The sequence below is a fragment of the Pseudodesulfovibrio aespoeensis Aspo-2 genome (assembly GCF_000176915.2).
GTDB classification, from domain to species: domain Bacteria; phylum Desulfobacterota; class Desulfovibrionia; order Desulfovibrionales; family Desulfovibrionaceae; genus Pseudodesulfovibrio; species Pseudodesulfovibrio aespoeensis.
This window is the reverse complement of record NC_014844.1, coordinates 674,357-698,683: the sequence shown is the minus strand read 5'-3', so window position 1 is coordinate 698,683 and position 24,327 is coordinate 674,357. Positions and strand designations below refer to the sequence as shown.

The following is a 24,327-nucleotide window of genomic DNA, read 5'->3' as shown; positions in this document are numbered from 1 at the left end:
AGGGACCGACTTCATGTGGCCGTTTGCAAAGTCAGGACTGCGGCAGAACCTCTTCGAGAAGCTCCGCAAAGAAGGAGGCTCCCACCAGGATGACCTGGTCGTTGAAGTCGTATTTGCTGTTGTGGATCACGGGCGAGTTCTTGCCATTGCCGACCCATACAAAACACCCTTTGGCGTGCTGCATGAAGAAGGCATAGTCCTCGCTGCCCATGGCAGAGAGTTCGTCGGTGAGCACGTTTTCCTTGCCCACCACGCGGGCTGCGGCCCTGATGGCCGGTTCCGGCATGGTGTTCACCAACACCGGATGTTTCCGATGATAGTTGAACGAGGCCTGCACGCCGTACATGGCGGCCACGCCCTCGGCCAGCCTGCCCAGGGATTGCTCGATGATATCCTGGACGCTACTGTCCGTGGTGCGCACATTGCCGCGTATGACCACTGTGCCCGGGATAATGTTGTATGCGCTGCCGCCGTGTACCTGCGTGATGCTGACAACGGCTTTGTCGTGGGCCGAGATCCTGCGCGCAACGACCGACTGCGCACCCTTGATGAAATCGGCGACTGCCGCAAAGGGCTCCACGCAGAGATGCGGCACCGAAGCGTGTCCGCTTTTGCCCTGGATAGTCAGGTCGAAGCGGTCTTCTGAGGCCATGCAGGGGCCGGGGTGCACGACGATTTGATTCTCCGCGTAGCCCGGCCAGTTGTGCAGGCCGAACATGCAGTCGATGTCATATTTTTCGAACAGCCCGTCTTCGATGATCTTGAGCGCGCCGTCGAATCCCTCCTCGCCGGACTGGAAGAGGAGGAGCACGGTGCCGTCGAAGTCGTGGTGATCAGCCAGATAGCGGGCGAATGCCAGCATGGTGGTGGTGTGGCCGTCATGGCCGCAAGCATGCATCCGCCCCGGCGTGCTGGATTGATAGGGCAGTCCGGTTTCCTCGGTGGTTTCCAGGCCGTCCATGTCGGCGCGAAAGGCGACGGTCTTGCCCGGTCCGCGACCCTCGACCTTTGCCAGCAGCGAATTGACGCCGATGTCCTCGTAGCCGATGCCGAAGCTGTCGAGTTTCGTCTTCACGAAGGCGACGGTTTCGACTGTCTCCAGTCCGACTTCCGGACAGGTGTGCAGGTGTCTGCGGATACTTTGCAGCTCCTCAAAGCGGGCTGCGATTTCTGGCTTCAGGTTCATTTAGATTTCCCCGAGGGACTTGAGCACGACCTGGGCGATAGCGGCTGAAGCGAGGTATGTGCCTGCCATGACGAAAAAGCTGACTATCACAATGCGCCAGCCGGTTTTTTTCAAGGCGGGCAGATCCTTGCCAATGCCGATACCGGCGTATGCGAGGATGGGGGTGGTCAGGGCCAGGAAGTTCACCTTGGATACCCAGACGGCAACGGTTTCGTGACCCGGGACGCCCGGCATGGTGATGATCATGCCGAAAGTGATCACGTAAAGGACCGTGGGCAGTTTATAAATGAACCGATTGGCCAGGACGCCAAGGATACACACACCTACGAGTACGGCCATGCCGGGCATGGCTTCGATGATGCCGAAGCCATAGCCGATCCAGTTGCCCACCAGGGTGACGACGGCCACGATCAGAAGCACGATTGCGGATTCAATTATCTTGTTCATGACTAAACCTCCTGAGCAGTGCCGAACCTGATGCGGTACATGATTTTATAGAGCTTGTTTGCCAGTGGCAGGGCGATGAACATGGACATGTACACGCCGTCCAATCCGGACAAAGTGTTGCTGGCAACGCCAAAAGCCTGGATTTTTTCCGCCATGTCCGGATAGATGGCCGAGAGACTGCCCACCGCGGCGGTCATCATGCTGGCCGAGCCCACGCCGGAGGCCATGGCCAGGGCATAGGGATGAAACCAGTTCAAAACGCTCAGGAAAGAGGCGGCCAAGCCAAAGAAGATGGTGCCGAAGACCGTACCGCAGATGTAGACACCCATGACGCCGCGTCCCTCTGCGGAATCCAGCCCGTAGATGTCGCCGATCAGGGCGACGTTGGGCTCGCGGGCGATGGAATGGGCCGCACCCACGGATTCGCGTTTCAGGCCCAGGAACACGGCTATGGGGATGCCGATGATCAGGGTGCCGATGTTGCCAAGTTCCTGCAGAATGAGGGCCGGGCCAGCCTTGAGGATTTCGAAAAATTTCGGCCCCACCAGGGTGCCGTAGCGGGCCATGAGCAGCATGAGGGTCAGGGCGACCAGGGAACTCGCATGGTCCATATCCCTATCCTTGACGACCTTCAGGAATTTCGGACCCAGAAAGATGCCGATGAAGACGGCGTAGAGCATGGGCAGAAGGACCAGCTTGCCCGGCCCGACGTCGAATGTGAGGATGCCCACCAGCTCGGAGACGATCACCAGCACGAGCACGAGCAGGTGAATCTTCACGTTTTTGATTGCGTCTAACATGTTGTGTTTCCTATGGTTGAAATGATTGCGCTTGACGTTGCATCGCCTGTTGTTCTTGTGCGTTGTCGCAATGATGTAACCGCATCTTCGCGGCGCCTCTTCTTACACCGGATGTCTTTCAGCCACTTTTTTGTTCTGCCTCTCGCCCTCCCTTTGTCCGCCGTCGGCTCTGTTATTTCGGACATGTCATAAACATGTCCGAAAATGGATACAAAATATGGTTCGCGCCTTAGATATTTATTTGGACAAGATTTTTAGGACGCCCCACATTGTACGAGTTTTCCTTGCCCACCAGAGTCGCATGGCCGCTGTCCAAGAATTTCTTGAGCACTCGCCGGGCGCTGCGCTCGCCGATCCCCAGGCATGCGGCAAGGTCCCCGGAGTCGAACGTGTTTTTGCCGGTTTTGTCCATGATGGCCCGGATGCGGTCCACGTAGCTTGGGGTGATGCCGATTTCTCTGGCGATACGCAACAGGGTGTTGTCCCCGATGCGAGTGCGGTAGCGCAGTTCTTCTTCCTCTCCCAGAGGGCCGCGTATCTGATCGTCGTGCACGAGGAACACCCCTCCATGAGGCCGTTCGCGACTATGGGAGAGTGCCATCTGGGCGGATTTTTCCGCCTCGAACGCCGTGGAGCCGATACCGATACCCGAGCATACCTTGATGTTGTTCTTGCGGCCCCAGTTCAAAAGAGTGCTGAACAAGCCCAGATGCACCGGGCTCTCGATGACTCCGCGGGTAGAAAAAATGGCGTATTCGCGTTTCCCGATGGTGAAGATGCTGCCCTGTATGGCGCGGACATAGTCGAGGAGTTCCAAGAAAAAGCGTCCTTCATCCTTCATGCGATCATACTGATTGATTGAATGCTCCTCGTTGCGGCACAATCGGATGATTTGAATGGCGATGCCTGCGGAGCGCAAGCCCCTGGCCGCAATGGTGCCCAGCAGATGTTCTACGGTGTCACGAACCTGCAGGGAGCTGGGGAGCATGCGGAATACTGGGTGACCAAGCTCGACCAGTTGCTGATAGACAGAGCCGAAACCGGAAATGGCCAAGTCCACTTTGCCGGATTCCAAAAGTTCGCGGTGCCACTCCAGAAACTCCTGCTCGGTATGTTCCGTGGTGAAAGGCATGGAATACACTTGGCCGAAGGGGATGCCAAACTCGCGGATGACCTCGGAAATCACCTGCTGGTTGACGACATCGACGCTGATGCGGTCAAAGGACAGGCCGCGACGGTGTATTTCGGAAAAGGCGCGGATAAGGCTGTAGGCGCCGCGTTCGATCTGGGTGTACGGCTTTGTGAGGACGCCCTTGGACCTGGCCGCTTCCTGGACACCGATGCCGGAGAAAAGCAAGCCGTCGCATTCGCTCTGGCTTTGCTCCAGGACTTCGTGAACATCTTCGGTGCGCTCCCGGACATAGGCCTTGAACGCAGCATCAGGGAAGAACCGTTTCACCGATTCCTGCATGATCTCCACGGAGTCTGACGGGCCGATCAGGGCGAGTCTTTTTCGCATTGGCTTCCCGATTTTGCGCAGAGGATTCCATGACGTCACTCTGTGATGCAGCAATTGCGGACATGTCCAAAAAAAGTCCTTAATCAATGTGCCTATGCCATTGAAGCGCAAGTCGTGTCAAGAGCGGCACGCCGCAGACCGGGAAAAACAGGGAGCTTGCCCAAAGGCATGGCCGCGCGAGTCTTCGGCTCAACTGGGGAAAACCTGGGGGGACACGGAGATACGACACTCTCTTTCTTTGGTTTGCCCGGCATCGGTTTTTGCCCGCTCCCTGGCTCACGCCAATGCACGACTCCTGTCGCCGGGCGGGCCACTTCTCATCCCATCACTTCTGGTTCATTGGCGAGGCGCAAGCTCTCGCTGGGAATGGGAAAGCTACCGCCCTTCGGCTATTGCGTACTTGCGCAGATCCTTCATCCCCTGCATGTCCAGTTTGCTGATCATACGGGCGTAGTATGACTCCACCGTGCGGATGCTGATCTCAAGGGATTCAGCTATTTCAGCATTGGTTTCACCTTTCGTCAGCAAAGCAAGTATTTGCTGTTCCCGTTCACTGAGCGCTTGAAAGGTATGGGTGAAAGAGGAGGATTCAATATTGAGGGCCACCAGGGGACTGATATACCGTTTGCCTGCGAGGATGTGCTGTAGGGCTTCAAGCAATATTGGCATTGGTTCACGCTTGGAAACATAGCCAATTGCTCCTGCCTGCAAAGCACGTCTCAACGTAGCGGCATCCTCGTGCATGGAGTAGATAAGAATATGAATATCTCTCTCCACGAGAGGAGCTATAAGATCCAGCCCGCTCTCTCCACAAAGGCTCAAATCCACCACGACCAGGTTCGGCTCACAAGTTTCCAGGGCTTGCACAGCCTTTTCCAGGTTGGTTGCCGTGCCACAAACCTCATGGCTGTTCCGTATGAAAATAGTCTGCAGGGCATCAAGAATGGAGGGATGGTCATCCACCAGGAATATCCGCATCCCCTGGGCCGGAGTTGAGATCATGATTTTATCCCATCGCGCCGTGCGTGCATGTTGGTATTGTAAGGGACTGTGTCCATAGGGATTGTCCCGCCCTCCCTCGCATCTTCCATCGAGAGATCAAGCACTCCCCGCCTGGCCCTGGGCATGACCGATTCGCCGTCAGAACATCTGTAAAGAGCAAAGAGCGAAAAGGCGTTGAGCCGCTCTTAAAACTCACACCATGGCATTGTTTAAAAAAGCACCAAGGCTAACAGCTAGCATCGAAGCACATTGATTGCAAGACGGGGTTTGTCCAAAAATTTATCAATAAAAACAAACTATTGCCAGAAAAATTCCCCATGTGGGGGATTCCCCGTACAGACCTGAAGTTCGGCATGGACTATATATTTAATATTATTTCAAACGAACATGTAACTCGTTTGAATCTATAGCCAAATACACAAGCCTTTGAACTTTGCAGGTGCCAATACATGATCACGTTTTTCCCATTTGCTCTCAGGCGGTTGCCCCATGATATTTTTGTTGCAACCTTGCTGACATGGTCTTTGCTGTTGCTCACTGTTCCGGCCCACGCCGCGACTCCGGCCGAGATCGATGCCGCCAACCGCGAGGCGCAGCGCATTCAGAATGAGCAACAGGAGCGCATGCAACAGCAGCTGCTCAAGGATTCCAATCGTGGCACGCAGACAACGCCGTATGCATTGCCGGAGGTCCAGGCACCGAGTCTGCAAAAAAGTGGTGTGTGCCGGGATATTCAGGAAATTGTGCTCAACGGGGTTACACTTCTGCCGGAGAGCGTCAAAAACAGCCTGACGGCCCCCTATCTGAACAAATGCCTCTACGTGGAAGATATCGAGAAGCTTCTCGGTGAAATCCTCAAGGCATACATAGATCGGGGGTATATCGCCGTGCGCCCCTATGTCCAGGCGCAGGATTTGAACAAGGGGCGGCTTGAAATCCTCATTGTCGAAGGCAAGGTCGAGCGGCTCATCCTCAAGGACGGCGACAAGAAGAGCGTGAATCTCACGACGGCTTTCCCCTTCATTCCGGGAGAACCGCTGAATTTGCGGGATATCGAGCAGGGGTTGGATCAGGTCAACCGTCTGCAATCCAATAGCGCCACCATGGAAATAAGCCCTGGAGAAGAAGCGGGCGCCAGCGTTGTCACCATCACCAACACCCCGTCCTTTCCCCTTTCCATCTCCGGCACCATAGACAATCTGGGCGGTCTTTCGACAGGTCGTCATCAGGGGAGCGTCACCGCAGGTCTGGACCATCCGCTGTCGCTCAATGATTATCTGAACTATACGCACAAGAATACGCTCTTCGAGGACGCAGAATTCCATGATTCCGATTCCGACAGCCTCTACTATTCGCTGCCGTTCGGCTATTACGGAGTCCAGCTTTTTTATAGCAACTCCAGCTATCGTTCTCCCGTCAAAACCAGCACCAAGACCCTCGTCGCGCGCGGTACCAACGAGACCTTTCGTGGCGAGCTGGATTGGGTCGCCTACCGCGATCAGAACCAGAAATTGTCCACGCTCATTGCCATCAACACAAAAAATTCCAAGAACTACCTTGATGGTGAATTCCTGCAAGTCTCAAGCCGCAAGCTGACTATTGTGGATGTGGATGCCAACTGGTTTTCCCGCTTTCCCGGATTCATAGTCAACGGCGGAATCGGATGGAGCAAGGGTCTCACGGATTTCGGCGCACTCAAGGACGTGGATGGCGCGCCGACCTCCTCCCCGCAGGCGCAAGGATCAAAATTCAGATATTCCGGCGGCGTGACCGTCCCCTTCGACGTGATGGGGCAGGGCATGACTTTCAGCAGCCAGCTTTCCGGACAGTTCGCGCTGGTGCCGCTGTACGGATCGGAGCAACTGACCGTCGGCAGTTTTTACACCGTACGCGGTTTCAACCGAAACAGCCTGTCGGGTGATCGCGCCCTGTATGTCCGCAACGAAATAACCACATCCCTGCCCACTATCCCATTCATCGGCATTACGCCGAGACCGTTCATCGGCTTTGATATGGGCCGCATAGAACAATTCAAGACCACCAATGACGCCGAACTCTCGGGTGCGGCACTCGGTATCCGCTTTGCCGGCAAATATGTATCGGGCGAGTTGTCCGCTGCGAAATCCATAGCCGTCCCGACCGCCATCGAGAGGGAACCGGTACAATTTTCTGCGACCATGACCGTGAGCTTTTAAGGAGCCCCTTATGACTATTGCGATGGGACACACCATGATGCGTCAAATCAGGATTCGGAAGATGAGTCAAAAGTGCATGGATCTCGGATTCAGATCACTGGTCTGGTTCCTGTGCTTCCTGCTCCTGTGCCCTCCCCAGATGGTTCTGGCGGCAGACCCGGTTCCGTCCGGTGCAACGAATACCACCGTGACCCCCGCCGGGAATGGCGTACCCGTGGTCAACATCGCCACACCCAACGGCTCCGGCATGTCGCATAACGCATTTACGAACTATAATGTCGATCCGCATGGCCTGGTGCTGAACAACGGCGATATGAGCGAAGCGTTTCGCCAGTCCCAACTGGCCGGACAGGTCGCTGGCAACTCGAATCTCGCCCCAGGCAATCAGGCGAGCATCATCCTCAATGAGGTGACCGGCAACAGCCGTACCTATCTCAACGGGTTTACCGAGGTGCTGGGCGGCAAGGCCGATATCATCATCGCCAACCCCTTTGGCATCACCAGCAGCGGCGGCGGTTTCATCAACACGGATCAAGCCAGCCTCGTTACGGGTACGCCAGACATGACAGGCGGCACGCTCAACGGCTTCAACGTGCGCGGCGGTGATATTCTCATTACAGGCACCGGCATCAACGCAAGCGCCCAGCAGGTCCTCGATCTCGTTTCCCGCAAGATCGCTGTTGATGGGCAGATCAATGCTCAGACGCTGAATATGGTGGCTGGCACGAATCACTGGAACCATGCGACAGGTGCGACGTCCGCCATTGCCTCCGATGGGACGCCTGCGCCGACATGGGCCATTGATTCCAGCGCGCTGGGCGGCATGTACGCCAACCGCATCAACATGCAGGCCACCGAGGCAGGAGTCGGCGTCCGCATAAAGGGCGAGGCCGCAGCCACGGCTGATGATTTTGTTATTACATCATCTGGCAAGATCGAACTAGGCAGCAAGCTCTCGGCCCAACAGGACTTGACCCTCACCAGCACGAGCGCCGCGACAGATGCCATCAAAATCACTGACGCAAATCTTTCCGCCGGACGCAATATCGGCCTGACTGCCACCAATGGCGGTGCCATTCTCACTGGCGGTGGAATCAAGGCTGACAGTGATCTCGCCTACAACCTTGGTGGGTTGACGGATTTATCGTCTGACACGGCTGGCATTGTCGATGCCAACAAACGGTACGGCAACACGGTCAACCTCAGCGGTTCTGGGTATTGGGTTATTGATGGTGTATACTATGGCGCAGGTTCGGCAATGGACCTGTCCGCCCAAAGTCTCAGAGTCGGAGGTTTTAATCCGACCACTCTGAATTCCGGCGGCACCATGAGGGCGACCTCCACTGACGGTGCCCTTCTGTTTAACAGGACAGCGCTCAAATCTGTGGGGGATATGGTCCTGACGTCGAACACCGGGACAGTGAGCTTTGACAATGAGGTCGGACAAGGCGTGCAGAGCACTGAAGGGGATATCCATATCTTTGCCGGCACCGGCCTGAACAACTATCAAGGGACCATAACGGCAGATGCTGGCGATGTTATTATGGAGTATGATGGATCGCTGCATAACTATGCCGGAGCATCCATTTATGCGCACAACCTTCTTGATTTCAAAGCCAAGACTGTCGGAGCCTCTCATTCAGTAAACAACTCGGGTTCTCTTTGGGGTGGCTCTGTGAACATGCAGACCGGATCGCTGTACGTCGTTGACGGCGGCACACTGGAAAGTTCCGGAGATATGAGCGTGACGGCTGACTATCTGATTATTGGTGGCGAGAATGACACAACCTCCCGCATTCTGGCTGCCACTTCGGGCGCAGGCGTCGGTACCGTTACCACTACAGATAAATTTATCAATTATGGCTCGCTTCATTCCGGATATGATCTCACCGTAACGGGCCATGAATTCTTTTCCAATGAGTCTACCGGCGGCATCTCTGCCATTCATGATCTGACCGCGCGCACCATCAAGGCGTCGTTGGTGTGTAAAGTCCCCGTAAACTAGGTCCATTGCCAAGTAGAGACTTCTGGCCCAAAATGGGACAGGAGTTTTGTATGCGTAAATCGAAGTTCAGTGAGTACCAGATCGTCAAGATCCTGAAGGCAGTGGAAGGCGGACGGACTGTCGTCGATGTCTGCCGCGAGCACGGCGTGAGCAGCGCCACGTACTACAAGTGGAAGTCAAAGTATGGCGGCATGGAGGCATCCGATATCCAACGGATGAAGAATCTCGAAGCGGAGAACCGTAAGCTCAAGCAGATGTTCGCCGACCTCAGCCTGGAAAACATGGCGCTCAAGGATGTAATCGAAAAAAACTCTGAGGCCAGTTCAACGCAAGGAAGTTGTCACGCACATGGTCAACGCGTTTGAGCTGAGCTCGCGCAAGGCCTGCGCGGCCATGGGCATCAGTAGGAGCTACTACGCCTACAAGCCGCACCCGCGGGACGATAGCGATGTCATCGCAGCCTTGACTGAACTGGCCGAGAAAAAGCCTACATGGGGCTTCAGTAAACTTTTCAACGTCCTTCGACAGCAGGGCAAGCCCTGGAACCACAAGAAGGTTTGGAGGGTTTACTGCCTCTTGAAAATGAACCTGAAGCGCAAGGCCAAGAAGCGGCTTCCGCAAGCCTCTCGGACGGCAGTGGCCCAGCCGCTTGCGCCAAACCATTGCTGGTCGATCGATTTCATGCGGGACACCCTTTACAGCGGTCGCGTCTTCAGGACTTTCAACGCTGTGGATGATTACAACCGTGAGGCCTTGGCCGTGGAAATCGATACCAATATGCCAGCAGGAAGAGTGGTAAGGGTGCTGGATCGGGTCGCCGAAGAGCGTGGCTGCTATCCCGAAAGGTTGCGAATGGACAATGGTCCGGAGTTCTCGGGGACTGTCATGGCGGCCTGGGCAGAATCGCATGGCGTGAATCTGGAGTTCATTCAGCCTGGCAAGCCCACCCAGAACTCATACATCGAGCGGTTCAACCGGACCTACAGAGAAGAAGTGCTTGATTTGTACGTGTTCAACAGCCTGAGCGAAGTTCGGGCCATTACGGAGGACTTTATCCGTGAGTACAACGAGGGACGTCCTCATGAATCCCTGGGGAATATGTCGCCGATAAATTTTGCTGCCCAGAGGGCAGGGGGTACCCCCTGCCCTCTGGGCAACCCCCCCGAAAACTGTCGGGAGTCTCTACCGTTAACTGGCCCTATGAAAGGGGACTTTACAGGTGAACGCAGGTGCATTGTACGCCGGGAATGACCTCTTCCTTTCATCAACTGGTGGGCTGATTAATGAAGCGACGCCGGAAAATCCTCTTGGCACGATTGGTTCCGGCCATGATCTTACCATTAACGCCAGGAACTTCATCAATTACAGCAAAATTGATGCTGGGCATGATATTAACATCACTGCGACCAACTTTCAGAATAAGATCAAGACTGGCGACAAGAATTTGGTGGTGACAGATCAGAAAGAGGAATTGGTTAATTATAGTGGCAATCATTTGTGCGGGGGCATATATAAGTGTGCCGATTACGACTTTGTGATCACATGGACAGAGACTTATGCGTTTTTGCACACTCCTGATTACACACCGAATATCACTGGCGGAAGCGGGGGAACAGTCACCATTCAGGGGTTCGATTCCGGTCTCAATTTAGGAAGTTCCATTTCCGGCAACACGGTAATTATATCTGGGAATCAACATTCCACATTCGACAATAGCGATCTGATGGTTGAAACAAAAACATATTCCAGGGATAGGAGAGACACGTACCAAAGCGACGAACTAAGAGAATCGATTATCGGCGATCTCGTCTATGGCCCGGAAGGCACCAAGACTGTACGAAAATCTTACATCCGGGCAAACACCCTCTCCATGAGTGGCTTTGCACTGACGAACAACGGTTCGCCATACACCGCCTCACCTGTCGCTCGAACGGCTACAGGATCGACTTTTCCCGGCCTGACGCTGAACCTGCCCACCAACCCCAATGGCATGTTCGTCACCAACAAGGATCCAAACGCTGGCTATCTGGTGGAGTCCAACCCTCTGTATGCCAATATCGACAACTTCCTGGGCAGTGAATATCTTCTTGCAAAATATAAGTTCAACTCCGATGACGTGATCAAGCGTCTGGGCGATGCGGGCTATGAGACATATCTCGTGGGTCAACAGTTGGCCACCAAGACAGGGGGCAATCTCCTTCCAGAATATTCCAACGAAAAAGAGCAGATGCAAGGCCTCATGGACAGCGCTGCCAATCAGGCCGGGACGCTCGGCCTGAAGATAGGAATCAAGCTGAGTACGTATCAGCAATCTGTGCTCAAGGAAGACATGCTCTGGATGGTGGAGACCGTTGTCGATGGCCAGAAAGTTCTTGCGCCGGTGGTCTATCTGGCGGCTTCCACCAAACAGATGTTCGCCGCGAACGATGGGGCGAACATCTCCGCAACGAATGCCAATCTCAACCTGACCTCGCTGACCAACACGGGCGGCACCATTTCAGCCTCCAACACGCTGAACGTCACCACGCAGGGTGATATCACCAACATCAGCGGGACCATTTCAGGCGGTGACGTGGCCCTGACCTCCACCGGCGGCAGCATCATCAACAAGACTCTGGCCGAGACCACCGGAGACGAAACGTCTACCACCACGACCATAGGCAAAAAGGCGGGCATAGTTGCCAAAAACGACCTGCAACTCGACGCAGCCAAGGACATTACAAACCTGGGGGCGAATATCGCTGCCGGGGGCGACGCCAGCCTGACCGCGGGCAACGACGTGGTTCTGGATACCATCGAAAATACGACAATATCTCAAACGCATACCAAACACACGGATACCACCACCAGCACAACGAAGCAGATCGGTTCCACCCTTTCCAGCGGCGGCAATCTGACGGTTACAGCCAAGAAGGATATCACGCTGGCCGGGTCCGCCGTCAGTGCCGGTGGCAACGCGGATTTGAACGCCGGGAATGATATCAATATCCTGGCCCGCGAAGACAGTGCGCAAGAAGTCTCCACCTCCAGCAAATCAGGTCTTTTTGTCGGCGGCGGCCTGTGGGGTAAGAAAAAGAAAACCACGGAACACCAGCAGACCACGGCCATTGGTTCGACCATATCGACCGGCAACAACGTGAACCTGTCTGCCGACAAGACGGTCACGCTTGAGGGAGCCACGCTGGAGTCCAAAGGCGATATCACCATTGCCGCGACGGATGTGAGTATCCTCGAAGCTCGCGATACGGAGAGCACGACGACACGCACTGAAACGACCAGTGTCCTTACCTTATCCAAAGGGGAGGGCAATACAAAATCCTCATCAACGGATTCCTCTGCCGAGACTTCGGGAAAAGTCGAGGCGAGCGCCGAGGCATCAGCCACCCATGATGCCGGTGGTATCGATTTGATGAAAACCACGACTACGGATACCCTCGACAGTTCGACCACTGCCGTGGCTTCTCGGCTCAATGCCGGAAAAAACCTCACCATCACGGGCAAGAAAGATGTCGTGCTGCGGGGCGCAGAGGTCACAGCCGGGGGGGATGCCAATCTCTCCGGCGAAAACGTGGAGATCCTTGCTGCACAAGATACACATGTCACTTCCAGCAAAACCACCACGACCAAGGTTGGTCTCTACGCGAGCACGACCAATTCGGCTGATGCCGAGGCAACGGCTGGATACAACGCAGAGGCCAATACCGGAAGTGCCAGCGCCGGTGCCAGCGCGACGGCAACCGCCAACGCGAAATCCAGCACGAGTATCGACCTTCTCCGCACCAAGACAACGACGGACGAGACGGTCGATATTACCAACAAGGGAACAACGCTCGCCAGCGGCGGGAATCTCACTATCAATTCCAAAAAGAATCTCGTCGTGCAGGGCTCTGACCTGAGCGGAGAGACCGGTGTGGATATCACGGCAAAAGACATGTATTTCCTGGCCGCCGAGGATAGCCACACGAGCACCTCTGAGACGACCTCGACAAGCGCCGGCCTGTATGTTGACGGCAAGGCAAGCGCCAAGGCGCAAGGCTCCGCCGCAGCCAATGCCGGACTCGGTGTCACCGCAGGAGCGAGCGCTTCGGCAAATGTCAAGGCCGAATTGTCTGTTGGAGTACAAAAAAAGAGTTCCTCAACCACTGACACTGAAGGGAGCACCACCGCACGGGTGTCTTCCATCACCTCCGGCTCCGGGTCCATTACCCGCACCGCAGAGGATGGCATCACCGATGTCGGGACTGCCATCGAAGCAGGCGGCGATTTCAGCCAGACGGCCAAGACATATGACAGCCAGGCCGCAGCCAACACCAGCTACAAGACAAGCTCAAGCACGTCCGATGTGGCCAAGGCAGGCGTATACGCCAAGGCCGATGCGGGCGCCAATGCCCGCGCAGGAGCCAGCGCAGGGATGGACCTGAACGGCCAGCCCAAGGCAGAAGCTGGCGCTGGCGCAGAAGGCACGGCCAACGTTGGCGCAGGCATCAAGGTCAGCTACAGCAGAGATGCCAACGACAGTTCGTCTGCCTCCAGCAACGCCGTTGTTTCCACCATCAAGGCCGGTGGAAAGATCACGAGCAAGACCTCCGGGAAGACCACCCTGGAAGGGACGCAGCTCAGCGGTGGCCAAGGGGTAACGCTTGAAGCGAGTTCCCTGGATTTCAAGGCAGCGGAGAACACCGAGACCTCATCCTCGTCCGTCAGTAACGTCAATGGGGCCGCCAGTGCAGGGCTCACGCGAGGCTCAGGCAAGGGCTTTGAGGCGAGCGCTTCCGGCGGCACGAGCAAAACCGACACCAGTGAAAGCGCCTCCACCGCCGTTGCCGGTGGCATCACCTCCGGCGGCAATATCACCATCAAGACACAAGGTGACACCCGCCTCGAAGGCACCAACCTTGCCGCCACTGGCGACACTGGCATTGAGGCCGGCGGCAGCATCACATTCGATGCAGCCCGCGACACAGCAAGCTCCAGCACAACTTCGTATGACGCCAGCGCAAGCCTCCACGTCGGGGATGCCGCCGGTGGCGGATCGAGCAAGTCGAACATGGATGCCAAGGTTGCCGGTGGTTACATCAAGGACACCGCCTCTTCCGACACCGCCACTGCCGGCAGCATCGCAACCGGTGGCACGCTGAATTTGACAGCAGGCAAAGCCGTCACCCTGGAAGGCACCAATATGGCGGCTGGCGGTGACGCAACCATCAGCGGCACGGAAGGTGTCAACTTCGACGCGGCCCACAGCACATCCGAGAGCAAATCCACAAGTGTTCGTGCAGGCGCGGGATTCGGAACGTCAAAAACCTCAAACGCCCAGGGAACCACCGATGGCAAATCCGTCAATGTAACTGCCGAGGTGGGCTACAGCAAAGCCAAGGAATCCACAGCCGAGGCCGGAAGCCTCTCCTCTGGCGGCAACCTCGCCATAACAAGCGGCAAGGATGTCAACCTTGAAGGCACTGCGCTGAGCGCAGAGAAGAAAGCCAGCATCAACGCCGGTGGCGCTGTGAACTTTAATGCGGCAGAAAGTACCTCCGAATCCACAGCAGTAGGCGTCGCGCTTTCCGCATCGGCTTCAAAGACGGATAAAACCCCGAAAACGACACCCAAGGCACCTGCTGCCAAGACTGGAACCGGTGGTACGCAAGGCTCTGACGGAAGCGCGCAGAGCAACAAGGATCTGGCGACCTGGCAGGATAATCATGGCACCGTAATGCAACAGCTCAAGGATAAGCAGGCTGCTGGCGCAGGCACAGCGAATCAGCAAGCCCCAACGACACCGGTTGTCCCGACAAACACGCAGGCGACGGATGCAACTGCTCCTACCACTGAAACAAAGGAATCTGTTGCAGCCGGTATTCAGTTCAGAAAGAAGAACCAGACGGTCCAGCAGGCTGGCAGCATCTCTGCCGGGGCTGAGGGAATTACGATCAACGCTTCTGGCGGCGATGTGAATCTTGTGGGTACCAATATGTCGACCGCAGGAGATGTTGATATCGAAACCAAAGGTGACGTGAACATTACCACCACGAAGAATACAGAATCCAGCTTCGGCATAACGATTGCTGCTTCCTCAGACAAGAAAACCGACAAGCCGACCAAGACCGGCACACCGGCCAAGGCGGCAACACCGGCCAAGGCAGCAACACCTCCGGCCTCCAACCCGGCCAAGGCCGTTACCCCGCCGACCTCCACGGCAGCCAAGATGATTGACACCGGTCTTTCGATCGGCACAACCGGCGCCAAGCCTTCGACATCAGGCGAATGGAATGTAGAAAAGGGAGTTTTCAAATCAACAGAAGAGGATCAGGATACCTCCTCGAGTGCTTTCGTTGGCATAGGTGGTGGAACGAGTACCCAGAATCAGGGTGCGACCATCAATGCTGGTGGAGCGGTGAATATCACTTCCGATGGGAAGACGACACTGGTCAACACAGACATCGAGGCCGCCTCCGGTGCGGATATCAATGCCGAAGGTGGTGTTGAACGTAAAACAGAGAAGGATACCGGTCTTTTGAGTGCCGACACCAACTCCGGTCCGGCAGCAGTGAATGAGGGCGTCAGCACGGTTCCCGTGTATGACCAATCCTCTGCTGGCGCAGCGACAACGCCTGGAATGGCTCCGGCAACAGGTGTCGTTCCGCCGATTTCCATGAAGAATATGCAAAATGGCGGGGCTGTTCCTCCTCGCCCTTAACAGTACGCAAGGTGGAGTGGTCTTGTATGTTGGTGTTGTGCAAATGACGTAGTTAGTTCGCGCTTGTTGTCCCTCGCCCCTCCGGAGTCGCGCCTTGGGGCGAGGTCAAAATCCGCTGTCCTGCGGTTTTGTCGAGACCCTCCAACTTTGCCACACATATCAAAGGCTTAGAAGATCTCCCTTCTAAGCCTTTTTTTCGCAGGATATTTCAATGACATACATGTGAAAACAGTTGGATGGACGCTTGATTTGGGGATGATGGGGAATTGGCATGGCGCCACTCTCATTCTTGTCCGCCCCATTCTCGCAAGGCGTGAAGGCGTTGATACGCAGCGTGCGGACTGCGGAAGAATCAGAGAGTGCCTTGGGGTGCCGTTTTTTTCATTTTCGTTTGATCGTTGCAGCCACAGTGCAAGGGGCGATGCAGGTGACCACCGTGCCGTGGTTCGAGTCGTCCTTGATCTGCAGATCCGCGTGGATGATGGCCGCGCGGTGGGCCATGATGCGGAGTCCCAGTCCGCCTTTGGAGGATGTTTGCCGCGCAGCCGCCTCCCGACCGATGCCGTCGTCGCGGACGCTGAGGGTGATTTCGCCTTGGGCGAAGCAGCGCAGTTCGATGCGGATCGTGCTCGCACAGGCGTGTTTGACCGCGTTGGACAATGCCTCCTGGGCGATGCGGTAGAGGGTGGTTACATTGGGGTTGGTGCACTGGACGCAATGGCAGTCTTTTTCAAAGGTCACGGTAATGCCGGTGTCCTTGGCGATTGTGCGCGCCAACTCCTCCAGCGAGGGGCCGGGGGTCGCAGGATCGTGCTCCACAGGCCAGAGCCCGCGCGAGGTGCGGTAGGCATCATTGGTGGATGCTTCGAGTAGTGCTGTCAGGCTGGCCATGGCCTCGCCTTCTTTGGTGCCTGAAAGCTGATCGGTCAGGATGGATGCGTGCAGCCGCGCTCCGATGAGTTGCTGGCACAGGCCATCGTGCAACTCGGAGCTGAAACGACGGCGTTCCTCTTCGCTGATGTTGACAACTTCACACTCCAGCCGGTTCCGTTCTTCGATTTCCGCCAGCAGGGAGGCATTCTTGCGTTCCAGTTCGCCCGAGAGCTTTTCCTCGGCTTCCATTGCATGGGTGAACCGTTTGGCCAGAGTCAGTGACTGGGTGCTCACAAGAAAGAACATGCCCGGTTCGAGGAGATACAGGCTATTGATGATCTTGGCGTGGGCCAGGGTATCGTTCAGGCTGGTGAGCAGAAAGACCAGGGAGCCCGTGAGCAGCAGTCCGGCGCCGTTGTGCCCCCGCCGCACGCAGATCATGAGCCGCTGGACGTAGTAGATGCCGTAGAGTGCGCTCGCCAGCATGGCGAGGGCAATGTATTGGGAGATTCGGTAGTCCGGGGCAAAGGGGAGAAGAATGACGAAGATTGCGAGGCGGATATCGACAATGTACCGGACCGCCTTGTGTATTTCCTCCGGGTAGAGGGACTTGAAGAATCGGTAAAGAAAGGGTCCCAGGGCAAGGTAGCAGAACAGTGGGAAATATTCCGCGAGAGCTGGCGGAAGCGGCGGAAGAAACAGGTTCGCGGCCCACAACGAGGTATTCGAAGTGGTGCAGTAGCCGAACATGAACAGGCAGTAGATTCCGAAGTAGAAGGCTGCTTGCAGCTTCCGGTTTTTGTGGAACAGGAAGAGATGGTACACGGCCACTATCAGGAGACACCCCGCGAAGAGGAAGGATATGGCCCACTGTCGGGCGAGATCTTTTTCCAGCGGGCCGGGTGGCGCGATCTCAATGCTTTCGGGTACGCCGCCTTCGCGAAAATGATGGTTGGAGACCTGAAGCACCAGCTCCATGTCATTTCCCCTGGGTTCAATCTCAACCAGCACCAGCGAACGGCGGGGGATTTCCGTGTCCGCGTCCGTGCCCACCGTGCCGCTTTGCGCGACAAGTTTGCCGTCGGCCCACAGTTTGTAGGCCATGGTGATGTCAAACAGACGCAGCACCAGCCGTCGGGCATCCGGCCAGAGCTTGAGCCGCAGGCGGAAGGTGGCTTGACCAGTGCCGCCCAGGGTTTCGCCGTCAAGGTGGAAGCCCTTCCAGGTGCCCGGAAAGGCCAGATAATGAGCCGTATCGAGAGCTTCGCCGTTCGGCGCGAAGTCGTTTGGGCTCAGGAGGCGGTCCCAATAGAATTCCCATTGCCCGTCGAGGGGAGCCGGCCCGTTTGCGGCTGGATCATGGGTCTGTAGGTTGAGGACCCCGCTCTTCGCCTGGGGAGTGGAGTGCGTCGAAAACATGCAACCGGACAGGACGAGCAGCGCGACCATGGCCAAGAAGGCAGCTGTCGGACGGATTCCGGCGCGAAAGTTCGGCTCGAAGCGGTTCATTCATGATGCCTTGTTGGGGAAGACGGCCTGTCTTTGCTCGGACAATGGTTGAGCGATCATACAAAGGACACCGTGACTTTTCAATAAGCTCTCGTAATTAAATTGAACTTATCGGTGTGTTATGGACAGATTCGGTTCTTATGGACTGAGAGAATCCCTCTGAGTTGGGTCGTGGCTATCCAAGTGAACAAAACTCATGAATTTTGACGTTCACTTTTGATTTCACGGTTTGACATGCCAGCAAATGCACCCCATAATCCCTGCAATATCAATCAACTGCGACAGGCGGCTTTCTGGCATACACTCAGTTGATCGCCCCATCGTTCACACCCTCTGCTCATGACATGCCCGACAGCCAATCCCGGGCCAACAGGGAGCAGGCCTCAGTGTACTTCAACCCGTAAAGGTCTGAATGTCCAGAATGTTCTGGTGTCACCTAAAGATTGACTCTCGCGGCAAATCAAATTATAATATATAGTTTGTGTTACGCATCAAAGAGCACACACTTTTTAAAAGCGCTCCTATTCCCTGTGCGTAAAAAAGCAACAGCACTCTTGATCAAGACGACACGCGTGCTCACGACTCCGCCTCGAACATCGTGAAGATGCAACAACACCGTCGCTCTCCAAAAGCTGCACAGCACTACCAGAAAAAGGATACGCATTGACAGGCACCGTGAACAACATCCCGACTGCACCACATATTCGGCGAGAGGTGCAGCGACGTCGCACTTTCGCAATTATCAGCCACCCCGATGCGGGTAAAACGACACTGACGGAAAAGCTCCTGCTTTTTGGCGGGGCGATCAATCTTGCGGGAGCGGTTAAAGCCAAAAAGACCACTAAACATACGACTTCCGATTGGATGGAGATTGAACGCCAGCGTGGAATTTCTGTCACTTCCTCTGTGATGAACTTCGAGTTCAATGGGTTCTCGATGAATCTATTGGACACCCCGGGGCACCATGATTTTTCCGAGGATACATACCGCGTCCTCACGGCCGTCGACTCTGCGCTCATGGTCATAGACAGTGCCAAAGGAGTGGAGACGCAAACGAAAAAGCTGATGGATGTATGCAGGATGCGCAATACGCCCATCATCACTTTCATCAACAAGCTGGATCGCGAAGGCCGAGCGCCGCTGGAGCTCATAGACGAGATCGAACAGCACTTGGGCATCGAGTGCTCTCCACTCTCCTGGCCGATAGGCATGGGGAAGTCGTTCCAAGGCGTCTATGATATCCAAGAGGGCTTGATCCGCTTCTTCCGATCCGACGGAAACAAGAACGTTCGGCCTCAGGATACGGTCACGGTGTTCGGCCTTGACGACCCTGCCTTGGATAAGCATTTGGGTGAGGCCGCCGCAGATCTTCGCAACGAAATAGAACTGCTCGACGGAGCCGGGTTTCCTTTCGATCACAAGCGCTACTTGGCCGGCCAGCAGACGCCCGTTTTTTTTGGCAGCGCCATAAACAACTTTGGCGTGCGAGAATTGCTCGAAGGCTTTACCTCCCTGGCCCCGGCGCCCAAAGCCCGTGCGGCCACGACGCGGGAAGTGTCTCCCCTTGAGGAGAACTTTTCCGGCATCGTATTCAAGGTTCAGGCCAACATGGATCCGGCGCACCGGGACAGGATCGCCTTTGTGCGTATCTGTTCAGGGCAGTTCAACCGCGGCATGAAGCTGCAGAACCAACGCCTCGGCAAGCATTTCAAGGCGGCCAATGCCATCTTTTTCATGGCCAAGAATCGTTCTGGAGTAGAAGAGGCATGGCCCGGTGACATTATCGGTCTGCCCAACCACGGGTCTATCCGTGTCGGTGATACCCTGTATAGCGATGAGCCTCTTGTCTTTCCCGGTATTCCCCACTTCGCTCCAGAGTTCTTTCGGCGCATAATCCTTAGAGATCCATTTAAAGCCAAGCAACTGGAAAAGGGACTCACTCAACTAACAGAAGAAGGTGCAATCCAGTATTTTCGACCAGTTACCGGGCGCGATTACATTCTAGGGGCCATAGGCGTGCTTCAGTTTGAAATCATCGCCGCCAGACTTGCTGACGAGTACAATGTCCATGTCACATACGGACAGCTACCCTACCAGAGGGTACGCTGGCTCACCGGAGATATAAAGGCTCTGAAACGGATAGCTGAACAAAACCAACAAGCAATCGTCAAAGATGCCGACGACTGCATGGCAATGCTTTTCAACAGTGATTGGCAGCTTACGAAAACGACGGAAGATTGGTCCGATATCAAGTTTATCGACACTCGCGAATGTGTCTTGAGTTAAGGTCCACGGACATGATTTTTGCCAGCGATGGATACTGTAGGTGATTGTGTCTTTTTGCTCAGGAAAAGGCCGGGAATGTGCCTATTAAAATCCAGAAGGCAACGGAGAAAGAGATCGCAGCTGAGTTACCTGATAAGTTTTCAACTGTTACAGACGGACTTACCATAAAAGTCAGAGGAGGGTGGGCTGAAATGATCCTGGAAGAGGTAGAAACACGTGAAGATCTAGTCGTTTTTATAAAACAATTGGAATTAGAGGTTGCTAGTAGAGAGTGCAATTGGGGAAATACAACACTGGAAGACTACTTAGAAGCTATGTCTGCTTGGATAAATGACATGGGCGGGTTGTATAGTAATTTAAAAATTGACATTAAAAATGAACCCATGTGGAGGACTTTTGCGAGGATACTACGAGCTGCAACGATATACGAATAGGATGTACAGATATTATATTCAGATTGTATAGTGATAGCATTCACCTGACACCGCCGCCCCTGGCGGAATGAGTTACGCGCTTCTTCGGTTTCCGTTTCCTTGCCTTTTACGATGCCGTCCAGGAAGGCCTGATTCGACCACGTTGGTCAACTTGCCACAGCAAAGGGTCGGCCCTAGAAAAAAGCAGACATGTCACGTCCACGAAAGGTGGTACACACCCCCACCACCCCTGGCATCCCCCTGCACTCAGTGCCTTGACTTGGCGGATTGAGTTCGACGCAGCTGCGGAAAAGGAATTGGACAAGCTCGACAAGCAGGCCCAAAAGCTTCTTCTGAAATACCTCCAGGAGCGGACCGCGCCCAACAGCAGCCCGAAAAGATCACGCCTCCGCCCCTGGCGCATCAGTCACATGGCATCTTGAGTTGCCGTCCCCCTTCCTCTGCCATGGCACAGAGCAACCGTGGCACGCAAACGCCCTACTTTGATCCTGTCAGGGGTTGACAATCCCGGAATTTTCACCGTAAAAGCAGCCTCATTGCACTGAAAATGATTTTCATATTCACAACGAAGGAGTTGCCATGAAAGTGTTTCGTATTGCTCTGGGGCTGATGAGTCTGCTGATTTTGTTTGCCGCCACCTCGGCGCAGGCTCATGACATGTGGCTGCAAAAAAAGGGCGACAAGGCGTGGCTCTTGTATGGGCATCCGGGCAGCACCGATCCCTATCCCCTCTCCCGCATCACAAAAATGACCGGCATCACGGCCAACCAGTGGGGTGTGGAACTGGAGCCCGTGGAGCACAAGGGCGAGGCCTTTGCCTGGCTCAATGACGATTTTGCCGTGCTGACCGTCGATTTCGACAACAAGTACTGGTACAACACCGAAGAGGACGGCTGGCGCAACTTCCTTGACCCGCGCGAGGTGCGCGGCACCATCATTGACGAAGGCCGTTCCTGGAAACTCTCCAAGGAAATCATCGCCTGGCAGCCGTTCCTGGCCAAGCCCATCGGCCAGCGCGCGGAAATCGTTCCCCTCAAGGACCCCACCACCCTCAAACCGGGCGACACCCTGCCCGTGATGCTCTACTATGAAGGCAAGCCCATGCCTGTCGAGGGAGCCCAGGTTTCGGTTACATCCGACGCCGCCGCCGAACACCCGGAAATGGGCAAACTCGAAGCCCAAAAGCCGTTCAACGTCACGGTCGGCCCCACTGGCCACCAGATCATCATCGGCAAATACGAGCACCGTCTTGACGAGACCCGCCGCGTCTGGTTCGCCTTCTCCCTGACCTTCACCACCAGATAGCCGGGAAGCGGAGCCATGAACAAGCACCACCGCCTGCCAGCCGCGTTCATTGCCGCGTTCATTGCCGTGTCCGTGCTGGTTCCGGCCAGCGCCCTGGCGCACGCCGCCATCTGCTCGTGCCTGGACAACGGCGACAACACCGTCACCTGCGAAGGCAGCTTCTCGGATGGTTCGTCCGCAGCCGGGGTTCGCGTCTTTGTCCGCGATTCCGACGACGCCACAGTCGCCCGCGGCAAGATGGACGACAACAGCGAGTTCACGTTCGACAAGCCCAAGGACGCCTACACGGTCATCTTCGACGCCGGCCCCGGCCATCAGGTCGAGATCGACAGCAGGGACATCGTGGAATAGGGCCCTTCAACCTGCACCATCGGGGTGAGCTACGGCCCACCCCTTATCGTTTCACCGATCCGCAAAAAGGGACCCCAGGCGCATTGCCTGGGGTCCCTCGACATTGGGCGTCAAAACCGGCGAGGCGCAATCGGCGGCCTCCGGCCAGCTTCATTCATGAAAGGGATCAGCCCCGACCCTGCACCGGCCTGCTGGGCTTCCCGGCATTGGGGGTTGTCAGTACAGCGAGACCTTCATCACGGCCAGCACGTTTTCGATGGTGTTCATGTAGCCCCCCACAGAGCTTCCGGCAAAATGCAGGCCCACAGCCTTGTTGTTGTCCCGGACAAGAACGAGCGAGCCGGAATCGCCTCCGGCGCAGCCGTAGGTCGCAGTAACCTGATCCACCATCCGATAGCCGCCGATTTCCACGGTGACCTTGTCCGCCACCACCACGCCTGTTGTCAGTTCCGTGGTGCGCCCATTCTTCAGGACCGCCATGCCGATGACGATGTCCTTGGCTGGGAGAAAACCAGGAACATAGGGCCGGACGGGAGTGATCATGTCCTCCTCCACTGTGGCCAGCGCAGCGTCCACCGGGTTGTCCTGCGTGGTGGACATGGGCGAGTAGGACCACAGCTGGCCCACTGCGTCAGCGGAAACGCCCCCGTCGTTCGGGCCTGGCTGGGTCACTTCCACACCCAGGGGAAACGCGCCTAACTTTGCCAGGACATGGTTGCAGCTCAGGACAAAATAGTGCTGCTGCGCGCTCAACACGCTCTGGGCAAACCCGCCCAGCGTGCCTGTCGACTTCTTGCCCTGATGCGTTGCGCCAAGGCTGTAGCCGGACTCCAGCGGCCTGACCTTGGCTGTCAGCGCGTGGAATTCAAGCTCGCCCACGGCCACCACGTCGGTCTTGACGTTGCCGATCATCAGCGGGATCAGGTCCGCATCGGCCAACTCGTCGGCATCGACCTTTTCCACCACCTGCACCTGGATGCATGCCTCAGGCAGAGCCCGACCATTGACCCACTTGTGGGCGCGGCCCACACCCACCACATTCCTGACCCTCCTGTCCAGAAGCCGCTCTACCGCCTCGGCATGCACTGCATCCACACGGACCAGCTCCTCCTGTGACAGCCTGACGGCCTCGAAATCCATCTCTCCGATTCTCATGCGTTTCATATCCTACTCCTTGCTAGTTTGCCGGGCCTCTCCGGCATGACACGGTGCAAGGGGAAAATAGTAAACGATTACAAGTTAAAAAAGACCCATATCGTCGACAGCGAGGCGACGATATGGGACTATCTTCGTAGGTCGGATACAGGTTAGTTGGTTGACAACAGACACATGATACCAGGGGTAGTGGCCACGATGAAACACCTGACTCTGTCGGAAACAATCGCGCTGTACATCATGTCGCGCACTACCGAGGAGCTGACGCAGCTGACCCGGTACAGTATTGCCGAGACCTTCAAGATCAACAAAAGCTACCTGTCCAAGCGCTTCAAGGAGGATCTTGACCTCTCGGTCTCGAACTACATCGACCTCGAGAAAGCGGTCAGGTCGCGCATCCTCATGGCCAGCATGGAGCGGGCCACCGTCGAGGAAATCGCGTCGCAGCTTGGCATCGCCAAGCCGCAGCAATTCCGCGCGAAATTCAAAAAGGTTTTCTGCACCACGCCGGGCCGCTTCATCCACTACGCAGGCAAGACCGAATGACACGATGGGTCGTGTCT

General features: G+C 55.9%; 15 protein-coding genes and 1 pseudogene. 9 read left to right on the top strand and 7 right to left on the bottom strand.

From position 1 onward, the window contains the following. Positions 1–31: 31 nt before the first annotated feature. The 5 genes from DAES_RS03160 to DAES_RS03140 form a co-directional block, all read right to left on the bottom strand. Positions 32–1,186, bottom strand: coding sequence for an amidohydrolase (locus DAES_RS03160; RefSeq protein ID WP_013513585.1), 1,155 nt, complete (start codon positions 1,184–1,186; stop codon positions 32–34). Next, entirely contained in the window at positions 1,187–1,633 is a 447-nt protein-coding gene (locus DAES_RS03155; RefSeq protein ID WP_013513584.1) for a hypothetical protein, read from the bottom strand. It abuts the gene before it with no gap. A gap of 2 nt (positions 1,634–1,635) precedes the next feature. Next, the gene (locus tag DAES_RS03150) at positions 1,636–2,433 is read right to left on the bottom strand and encodes a DUF3100 domain-containing protein (protein WP_013513583.1); all 798 of its coding nucleotides are present in this window, start codon (positions 2,431–2,433) and stop codon (positions 1,636–1,638) included. Positions 2,434–2,662: 229 nt separating this feature from the next. Then, the gene (locus DAES_RS03145) at positions 2,663–3,952 is read right to left on the bottom strand and encodes a hypothetical protein (RefSeq protein WP_013513582.1); all 1,290 of its coding nucleotides are present in this window, start codon (positions 3,950–3,952) and stop codon (positions 2,663–2,665) included. A 375-nt stretch (positions 3,953–4,327) separates the two neighbouring features. Then, complete coding sequence (locus DAES_RS03140) at positions 4,328–4,954, bottom strand: response regulator (protein ID WP_013513581.1); 627 nt, start codon at positions 4,952–4,954, stop codon at positions 4,328–4,330. A 449-nt stretch (positions 4,955–5,403) separates the two neighbouring features. Here DAES_RS03140 and DAES_RS03135 point away from each other — a divergent pair, with 449 nt between their 5' ends. From DAES_RS03135 to DAES_RS03115, 4 genes and pseudogenes are all read left to right on the top strand, one after another. After that, entirely contained in the window at positions 5,404–7,149 is a 1,746-nt protein-coding gene (locus DAES_RS03135; RefSeq protein ID WP_013513580.1) for a ShlB/FhaC/HecB family hemolysin secretion/activation protein, read from the top strand. Positions 7,150–7,159: 10 nt separating this feature from the next. Continuing rightward, complete coding sequence (locus DAES_RS03130) at positions 7,160–9,154, top strand: filamentous hemagglutinin N-terminal domain-containing protein (protein ID WP_013513579.1); 1,995 nt, start codon at positions 7,160–7,162, stop codon at positions 9,152–9,154. A 50-nt stretch (positions 9,155–9,204) separates the two neighbouring features. Further along, positions 9,205–10,279, top strand: a pseudogene (locus DAES_RS03120) (IS3 family transposase); the annotation flags it as partial. Between the two features lie 94 nt (positions 10,280–10,373). Further along, positions 10,374–15,851, top strand: a complete 5,478-nt coding sequence (locus DAES_RS03115) for a beta strand repeat-containing protein (protein ID WP_157864797.1) — start codon at positions 10,374–10,376, stop codon at positions 15,849–15,851. Between the two features lie 381 nt (positions 15,852–16,232). On the opposite strand, the gene DAES_RS03110 is transcribed toward DAES_RS03115, so the two are convergent. Then, positions 16,233–18,233, bottom strand: coding sequence for a sensor histidine kinase (locus DAES_RS03110; protein WP_013513575.1), 2,001 nt, complete (start codon positions 18,231–18,233; stop codon positions 16,233–16,235). A gap of 663 nt (positions 18,234–18,896) precedes the next feature. Between DAES_RS03110 and DAES_RS03105 the strand changes: the two genes are divergently transcribed. The 4 genes from DAES_RS03105 to DAES_RS03095 all read left to right on the top strand — a co-directional run bounded on the left by DAES_RS03105 (position 18,897) and on the right by DAES_RS03095 (position 22,609). After that, positions 18,897–20,519, top strand: coding sequence for a peptide chain release factor 3 (locus DAES_RS03105; protein ID WP_013513574.1), 1,623 nt, complete (start codon positions 18,897–18,899; stop codon positions 20,517–20,519). Positions 20,520–20,596: 77 nt separating this feature from the next. After that, positions 20,597–20,953 (top strand): DUF7660 family protein, encoded by a 357-nt coding sequence (locus DAES_RS17525; protein WP_157864796.1) that lies wholly within the window; start codon positions 20,597–20,599, stop codon positions 20,951–20,953. 579 nt (positions 20,954–21,532) lie between these two features. Continuing rightward, positions 21,533–22,258: a DUF4198 domain-containing protein gene (locus DAES_RS03100; protein ID WP_013513572.1), complete on the top strand. Its 726-nt coding sequence runs from the start codon at positions 21,533–21,535 to the stop codon at positions 22,256–22,258. A 15-nt stretch (positions 22,259–22,273) separates the two neighbouring features. Further along, a complete protein-coding gene (locus tag DAES_RS03095) occupies positions 22,274–22,609 on the top strand; it encodes a hypothetical protein (protein ID WP_013513571.1) in 336 nt (111 codons plus the stop codon). Between the two features lie 216 nt (positions 22,610–22,825). Here DAES_RS03095 and DAES_RS03090 read toward each other — a convergent pair whose 3' ends face one another. Continuing rightward, on the bottom strand, positions 22,826–23,773 hold the full coding sequence (locus tag DAES_RS03090) for a chymotrypsin family serine protease (protein WP_013513570.1): 948 nt from the start codon (positions 23,771–23,773) through the stop codon (positions 22,826–22,828). Positions 23,774–23,962: 189 nt separating this feature from the next. On the opposite strand from DAES_RS03090, the gene DAES_RS03085 reads away from it, so the two are divergent. Continuing rightward, positions 23,963–24,310 carry a helix-turn-helix domain-containing protein gene (locus tag DAES_RS03085; RefSeq protein WP_013513569.1) on the top strand — a complete coding sequence of 116 codons (348 nt, stop codon included), beginning with the start codon at positions 23,963–23,965 and terminating at the stop codon, positions 24,308–24,310. The last annotated feature ends 17 nt before the right edge of the window (positions 24,311–24,327 follow it).

Excerpts from the sequence above, each read along its gene's own strand:
- DAES_RS03140 (WP_013513581.1), bottom strand. The coding sequence starts at position 4,954 with ATGATCTCAACTCCGGCCCAGGGGATGCGGATATTCCTGGTGGATGAC.
- DAES_RS03150 (WP_013513583.1), bottom strand. The coding sequence starts at position 2,433 with ATGTTAGACGCAATCAAAAACGTGAAGATTCACCTGCTCGTGCTCGTG.
- DAES_RS03155 (WP_013513584.1), bottom strand. The coding sequence starts at position 1,633 with ATGAACAAGATAATTGAATCCGCAATCGTGCTTCTGATCGTGGCCGTC.
- DAES_RS03110 (WP_013513575.1), bottom strand. The coding sequence starts at position 18,233 with ATGAACCGCTTCGAGCCGAACTTTCGCGCCGGAATCCGTCCGACAGCT.
- DAES_RS03085 (WP_013513569.1), top strand. The coding sequence starts at position 23,963 with ATGAAACACCTGACTCTGTCGGAAACAATCGCGCTGTACATCATGTCG.
- DAES_RS03090 (WP_013513570.1), bottom strand. The coding sequence starts at position 23,773 with ATGAAACGCATGAGAATCGGAGAGATGGATTTCGAGGCCGTCAGGCTG.
- DAES_RS03130 (WP_013513579.1), top strand. The coding sequence starts at position 7,160 with ATGACTATTGCGATGGGACACACCATGATGCGTCAAATCAGGATTCGG.
- DAES_RS03160 (WP_013513585.1), bottom strand. The coding sequence starts at position 1,186 with ATGAACCTGAAGCCAGAAATCGCAGCCCGCTTTGAGGAGCTGCAAAGT.
- DAES_RS03100 (WP_013513572.1), top strand. The coding sequence starts at position 21,533 with ATGAAAGTGTTTCGTATTGCTCTGGGGCTGATGAGTCTGCTGATTTTG.
- DAES_RS03095 (WP_013513571.1), top strand. The coding sequence starts at position 22,274 with ATGAACAAGCACCACCGCCTGCCAGCCGCGTTCATTGCCGCGTTCATT.
- DAES_RS03135 (WP_013513580.1), top strand. The coding sequence starts at position 5,404 with ATGATCACGTTTTTCCCATTTGCTCTCAGGCGGTTGCCCCATGATATT.
- DAES_RS03145 (WP_013513582.1), bottom strand. The coding sequence starts at position 3,952 with ATGCGAAAAAGACTCGCCCTGATCGGCCCGTCAGACTCCGTGGAGATC.